The following is a 6,180-nucleotide window of genomic DNA, read 5'->3' as shown; positions in this document are numbered from 1 at the left end:
TGCTCGGTGGGGGGGGGGTTCGCCCCCGCCCCCGGGGCGGGGGCGTGGGGGGGGGGCGGGGATCCCCCCGGGCCCCCGGGGGGGGCGGGCCCGGGGGGGGCGGCCCGTCGACTGCACCTGATCCTGGCCGAGATCGACCCCGTCCTCGGGCCCGCGCGGCACCCGTAGGCCGCGGGCCGGTCGGAACGGCGGAACGGCGGGACTGCGGTGTTCGGATGCCGGTGATGAAGACGTCGAGGGCCTGGGTCACGATGTCGATCGGGTGCGCGAACGACCTCTCGTCTCGGCGTGCTCGCCGGACTGCGCGACGTCCTCCGACGGCGGCCGGCTGCCCGGTGCGGTTCCAGCGGCGCGTCACGGGCACCGACGTCCGCGTGCACACCGTCGCCGACGAGGTGTTCGCCACCCGGATCGACACCGACCGGGTCGACTACCGCTACGCCCGGCACGACGGCGGCCGGGTCCCGGCGCACTCGCCGTGCGGCCGGGACCCGGGGCGCCGTGGTCAGCTCAGGGTGCGGACCGCGGCGGCGTCGTAGGAGCGCAGGTCGGCGAAGCGGCCGGAGAGGACCTTCTCCGCCCACTGTGGGTCCTGGAGGAGGGCGCGGCCGACGGCGACCAGGTCGAACTCGTCGCGCTCCAGCCGGTCGAGCAGGTCGTCGATGCCCTGGACCGGGGCGCCCTCGCCCGCGAAGGCGCGGATGAAGTCCCCGTCGAGGCCGACCGAGCCGACGGTGATGGCGGGGCGGCCGGTGAGCTTCCTGGTCCAGCCGGCCAGGTTGAGGTCGGAGCCGTCGAACTCGGGGACCCAGTAGCGGCGGGTCGAGGCGTGGAAGGCGTCGACCCCGGCCTCGGCGAGCGGGGAGAGGATCGCCTCCAGCTCCTGCGGGGTCTCGGCGAGGCGGGCGTCGTAGTTCTCCGACTTCCACTGCGAGTAGCGGAAGATCACCGGGAACTCCGCGGAGACGGCCCCGCGCACCGCGGCGACGAGCTCGGCCGTGAACTTCGTCCGGGCGACCGGGTCGCCGCCGTACGCGTCGGTGCGGCGGTTGGTGCCCGCCCACAGGAACTGGTCGAGCAGGTAGCCGTGGGCGCCGTGCAGTTCGACACCGTCGAAGCCGATCCGCTCGGCGGCCGCGGCGGCCTCCGCGAACGCGCCGATGACGGCGTCCAGGTCGGCCCGGGTCATCGCCCGGCCCGTCCCCTCGGTGCCGTCGAGCCGGATGCCGGACGGGCCGACGGCAGGGGCGTCGGCGAACGGCGGGTCGCCCTGCTTGCGCACCATGCCGATGTGCCAGAGCTGCGGCACGATGGTGCCGCCCGCCGCGTGGACGTCCTCCGCGACGCGGGCCCAGCCGGCCAGCTGCTCCTCGCCGTGGAAGCGCGGGATGCTGTCGCTCTGCCCGGCGGACTCGTGGCCGACGTAGGTGCCCTCGGTGACGATCAGGCCGACGCCCGCGGCGGCGCGGCGGGCGTAGTAGGAGCGCACGTCCTCACCGGGCACGCCGCCCGGGGAGAACTGGCGCGTCATCGGCGCCATCACGATGCGGTTGGGCACGGTCAGCCCGTTGATCGTGACGGGCCGGGACAGGATCTCGGCCGCGCGGGAGGCGGAACGGTCGGCGGCCGCGGCGGGCTCGGTGACGGTCATGGGGGTTTCCTCGCGGGTAGCGGTGGTGTGCGCCGGATCGAAACGGTTGCCCGTGCCAACCGCCCCGGCGGCCTCCGCATTTCGCCGACCGTGCCGACCTCGCCGTGATCCGTGCCACACCGGCGCCGGGCACCCCCGCCGGCCCTGGCAGGGCGGCGTTCCGTCCCGCCGGTCGCGCGGCGGGTCAGCCGCGCGCGGTGGTGGAGCCGGTGCGGGTCCGGGTGGGTTCGGTGGTGCGCAGGCGTTCGATGTGCTGCCGGGTCAGGTCGCGGGCGCGGTCGAGGAAGTCGGTGATGACGTCGAGCTGCTCGGGGCCGAAGTGCGCGAGCACCTCGCTGCGGGCGCCGTCGACCAGCGGGCCGATCAGTTCGTGGGCGCGGGTGGCGGCTTGGGGGGTGGCCCGCACGACGGACTTGCGCCGGTCGGTGGGGTGGGCGGCGCGGGTCAGATAGCCCGCGCGTTCGAGCCGGTCGAGCATCGTGGTGACGCTGCCGGTGGTCAGCCCGAGCCGGTCGGAGAGGTCGGTGGGGGAGGATTCCTCCACCTCCCGCAGGAGGATCTCCAGGCACCGCAGGTCGGTCTCGTTGACACCGAGAACGCGGGCGCATTCGCGGTCGAAGTCGTCGACGGCCGCCTGGTAGGCCTCGACGCTGTCGTTGAGCCGGGTTTCCCCGGCGGTGCGCTCGTCGTTCAAGGCGTCGTGTCCCCCGGGGCCGGTTTTGCTGGACATTCAAGATACCTGGCTTCCGTGATGGCCCGTGGCCGCGTGCCGGGCCCCGGCCGGGCGGGGCGGGCACCCGGGCCGGCGGGGCGGGCACCCGGGCCGGCGGGGCGGGCACCCGGGCCGGCGGGGCGGAACGGGCACCCCTCGGGCGGGCGGGGCGGCTACGCGTCGCCGCGGTAGGCGGACAGCTGGTCGAGGAACCTGTTCCTCAGCGCCGGGACCCTGCTCGTGACGCTGAAGTAGCTGCGGGCCCCGAACAGGGCCAGGCGGCCGATGCCGGGCCGGTAGAGCGGGTCGGCGGCGGTGGTGCCGTTCTGTCCGAGCGAGTCGGCGACGCGCCGGAAGCCGTAGGGGATCATCTCGGCCTCGTAGTCGCCGACCGCCTGCAGCAGGGGCTTGTGGCCGTTCGCGGCGGCCGTCACCTGGCGGCACAGCAGCGCGGCGTCGCGCAGCGCGGTGTTGGCCCCCACGCCCTGGCCGGGGGTCATGGTGTGGATCGCGTCGCCGAGCAGGGTGATGTTGGTGGTCTTCCAGGGCTCGACCGGCTCGGAGGTCGCGATCTTGAGCGGGAAGGCGGTCTGCGGGTCGGACAGCTCGAAGATCCGGCGCAGACCGGGGTGCCAGTTGCGGGTCGAGGCGAGGATCGTGTCGATCAGCTCCCTGCCGCGCTGCCGGGTGACGTCCGCAGGGAAGCTCTCGTGCCGGCTCCAGACCGAGAGGTTGAGGTAGTCGCGGGTGTTGTCGAACTGCAGCCCGGACCAGTCGTCGAGCAGCGCCCGGTCGGCCGGGTCCTTGGGGTTGCCGTCGGCGTCCCACTTGAACTCCATCGAGTGGAGCATGCCCATCATGCCCTTGGTCCCGAAGATGAGGGATATGCCCTCCAGGGCCTCGGGCGGGACCAGTGCGCGGGTCTCGGGGGTGAGCGCCGTCTTGGTCGCCAGCGCGGTGATGCCGGTGTCCTTGACCCGGGCGTGCGGCAGGAACTGCTCGCGCACCTTCGAGCGCGAGCCGTCGGCCGCGACCAGGAGGTCTCCGGTGGCACTGGTGCCGTCAGCGAAGTGGGCGCGGACCCCGCCCCCGGGGATCCGGTCGTAGCCGATGAACTCCTTGCCGTAGTGGACCACGTCGTCCATCCCCGTGAAGAGCACCTGGCGCAGGGTGGAGCGGGAGACGGAGCGCTCGGCGTCGACCGCGTCCTCGGCCTCCGGCAACCGGAAGGTGGCGGTGGTGCGCATCGACTGCGTCAGCACGTTGAAGCGCCGCGGGTCCCTGGCGCAGGTGGCGACGAAGGTGTCGAACAGCCGGGGCGGCAGGCAGTCGTGCAGCGCCCGGCTGCCGGTGGGGTCGATTCCGACCCGGTAGCCGTACAGGCCGTCGCTGCGCGACCCGTAGCGCTCGTAGACGGCGACCGACACGCCGGCCTTCTTCAGGCCGTGGGCCAGGCACATCCCTCCGGTGCCGCCACCGATGATCAGTACGTGCACGGGCAAAACTCCTTTGAAAGCCATGCCTCTTGAAGTTCAAGATAAATATAGCTTGGAGTCCGAGACACTTGATTGTCAAGCAATCTGGCGCGGCGCCTGCCGACCGGGGACGGGAGCGGCCCCCGGATCGGCGGCATCCCGCTCGGCGCGATCGATCAGGCCGCGTACGAGGAGCACGAGGCCCGGCTCGAAACGGGCGACACCCTCGTGATGTCCACCGACGGGCTCGTCGAACGGCGCGAACCGTTCAGCGGGCCGCGGCGGGAGGGGGCAGGCGCAGGTCCGCCAGGTCCGGGGGGACGGGCGAGTCGAGGCGGAAGAACGGCGCGGACTCCCCGTCGGTCGCGGTGGCGGGTGCGTCGGTGAGCCGGAAGCGGTCCCGCAGCCGGCCGTAGAAGTCCGTGGGCCGGAGACGGATGAGCCGCACGCGCTGCGGGGCCCGGTAGACGCCGATCCAGTCACCCGGGTCGATGATCCCCCGCGGCTGCCCGTCGATGCTGACCGCGGCGCGGCCGGAGTGCGGCAGGATGCGCAGCGCAATCGGTTCGTCGGGGGCGGCGACGACGGTGCGGTTGAAGGTCATGTGGGCGGCGATCGGGGTGAACACCACCGCGTCCATGTGCGGGGAGAGCACCGGGCCGCCGGCGGCGAAGCTGTACGCGGTCGAGCCGGTGGGCGTGGCGACGACGAGGGCGTCGGCCGAGTAGGCGGCCAGCAGCCGGCCGGAGATGTAGACGCCCGCGCTGAGCTGGTGGTCGCGGGCGAGCTTCTCCACCACCACGTCGTTGAGGGCGTTGACGTCCAGGGCCACGCCCCAGCCGTCGCCCGCGGTGTCCTCCGGCCGCACCTGCGGCGGCGGCAGGGCGGGGCCGCGCCCGTAGCAGAGGAAGGCCTCCATCTCCGCGGGCATCTCCGGCGGCCTGGAGGCGCGCATGGTCAGCGTCATCCGCTCCTCGACCGGGGCGTGCCCGGCGTGGACGGCGTCGAGGGCGACGGTGATGTCGCGGGCCGGCACCTCGGTGAGGAAGCCGACCTTCCCCAGGTCCACGCCCAGCACGCTGGCCCCGGTCGTCACGGCGATCCGGGCGCCGCGCAGGAAGGTCCCGTCCCCGCCGAGGGTGACGACCAGGTCCGGGTCCCCGGCGGCGTGGGCCTCCTCCCGGCCGGAGCGGAGCCGCCCGTCCGGCGACCGGACGTCGGTCTCGGTGCAGGGGACCCCGTGCGCCGCGCACCAGGCCCGCACGACGCGCGCACCGTCCCGCGCGGCGTCACGGCCGTGATGGACGACCAGTCCGACGCGGTGCACGGACATGGGGACCTCGCCTTGTCGCCGCGGTGCCGCGGTCCCGCCCGTCGGGGTGCGATGGCCGCGCGCTCCTACCCGACCCATGGTGGCGCCTCGACGGGCGATCGGCTCGCCGGGGCGGGTGCCCGGGGGGCGCGGGGCGCCCCGCGGGCCGCGGGCGCCGGGCCGGTCCTGCCCCGGGGCGGGCCCCCCGGCGGCGGGGGGGGGGGCCCGCCCGGGGGCCGGGGGCGCGCGGGGGGGGGCCCCGCCGCCCCGGGGGGCGCGGGGGGGCCGGGGGGCGCCGAGCAGGTCCTGCCAGTCGGCGGGCACCCGGCCGGCGGGGCCGGGAACCGGCTGGTCGACCGGATGGTTCCGCGGTGGCGCCAGCTCGGGCCCGGTCTCGAAGTACTCGGACGTGGCGTAGTTCCAGAACCACGCCTCGTCGGGTTCGAAGCTGCGGATCACCGGGTGTCCGGTCGCCCTGGCGTGGGCGGTGGCGTGCTTCGCGAGGGAGTCGTCGCAGCAGCCGATGTGCCCGCACAGGGCGCACCGCCGCAGGTGGACCCACCAGCCGTCGGCCGCGTCGCACTCGACGCAGCCGGTGCCACTGGGCGGTACGAGCGGGCTGACGGCGTTCTCGGGGATCATGGGCGTTCCTCCGGTGGTCGTGCCTTCACGGTAGTCGCCGCCGTCCGCACGGGCTTGCCGGGTGCCGCCCGTACCCGGCTCTCCGCGGGTTCGCACCGGGAACGCGAGCACCTGCTCGTCGACCTCGTCGGCGTAGGTCCGGCGGCGGCCGTGGTCGGCGCCCTCGACGGGCACGAAACGGCCGGGACGCGGTCCGCGGTGCCGTGCAGGACCAGCACCGGGGTGTCGGTCCTGGGCAGGTCGGCGCGGAAGTCGGTGCGCCTGGTGGCCACGCAGGCGACCTCACCCGTCCGACCGTCCGACGGGGGGGCGCGCCCCCCCAGCGCGCCGCGCGCGCCCGCGCCCGCGGGGGGCCCCCGCCCGCGGGGCACGCGCGGGCGGCGCCCCG

6 protein-coding genes and 1 pseudogene are annotated in these 6,180 nt (G+C 75.1%); 2 read left to right on the top strand and 5 right to left on the bottom strand.

The window, feature by feature from the left end:
* Positions 1-374 precede the first annotated feature (374 nt).
* Positions 375-539 carry a hypothetical protein gene (locus ACFV0O_RS02545; RefSeq protein ID WP_380335254.1) on the top strand — a complete coding sequence of 55 codons (165 nt, stop codon included), beginning with the start codon at positions 375-377 and terminating at the stop codon, positions 537-539.
* Here ACFV0O_RS02545 and ACFV0O_RS02540 read toward each other — a convergent pair.
* The 3 genes from ACFV0O_RS02540 to ACFV0O_RS02530 form a co-directional block, all read right to left on the bottom strand.
* Positions 506-1,651 (bottom strand): NADH:flavin oxidoreductase, encoded by a 1,146-nt coding sequence (locus ACFV0O_RS02540; RefSeq protein ID WP_380335251.1) that lies wholly within the window; start codon positions 1,649-1,651, stop codon positions 506-508. The two genes, ACFV0O_RS02545 and ACFV0O_RS02540, sit on opposite strands and share 34 nt — an antisense overlap.
* A gap of 184 nt (positions 1,652-1,835) precedes the next feature.
* Positions 1,836-2,381, bottom strand: a complete 546-nt coding sequence (locus ACFV0O_RS02535; protein WP_380335248.1) for a MarR family winged helix-turn-helix transcriptional regulator — start codon at positions 2,379-2,381, stop codon at positions 1,836-1,838.
* 155 nt (positions 2,382-2,536) lie between these two features.
* Positions 2,537-3,859, bottom strand: coding sequence for an FAD-dependent oxidoreductase (locus ACFV0O_RS02530; protein WP_380335246.1), 1,323 nt, complete (start codon positions 3,857-3,859; stop codon positions 2,537-2,539).
* Positions 3,860-3,931: 72 nt separating this feature from the next.
* Here ACFV0O_RS02530 and ACFV0O_RS02525 point away from each other — a divergent pair, with 72 nt between their 5' ends.
* Entirely contained in the window at positions 3,932-4,225 is a 294-nt protein-coding gene (locus tag ACFV0O_RS02525; RefSeq protein WP_380335245.1) for a SpoIIE family protein phosphatase, read from the top strand.
* Here ACFV0O_RS02525 and ACFV0O_RS02520 read toward each other — a convergent pair.
* Together ACFV0O_RS02520 and ACFV0O_RS02515 are read right to left on the bottom strand one after the other, a co-directional pair.
* Complete coding sequence (locus ACFV0O_RS02520) at positions 4,107-5,171, bottom strand: NAD(+)/NADH kinase (protein WP_380335375.1); 1,065 nt, start codon at positions 5,169-5,171, stop codon at positions 4,107-4,109. The genes ACFV0O_RS02525 and ACFV0O_RS02520 overlap by 119 nt on opposite strands.
* A 273-nt stretch (positions 5,172-5,444) precedes the next feature.
* Positions 5,445-5,792, bottom strand: a pseudogene (locus ACFV0O_RS02515) (UBP-type zinc finger domain-containing protein); the annotation flags it as partial.
* Positions 5,793-6,180 lie beyond the last annotated feature (388 nt).

Origin of the sequence: Kitasatospora sp. NPDC059577, assembly GCF_042735475.1 — a bacterium.
Taxonomy (GTDB): Bacteria; Actinomycetota; Actinomycetes; order Streptomycetales; family Streptomycetaceae; genus Kitasatospora.
Note: the sequence above shows the minus strand (reverse complement) of the source record. Positions and strands in the feature narration are given on the sequence as shown.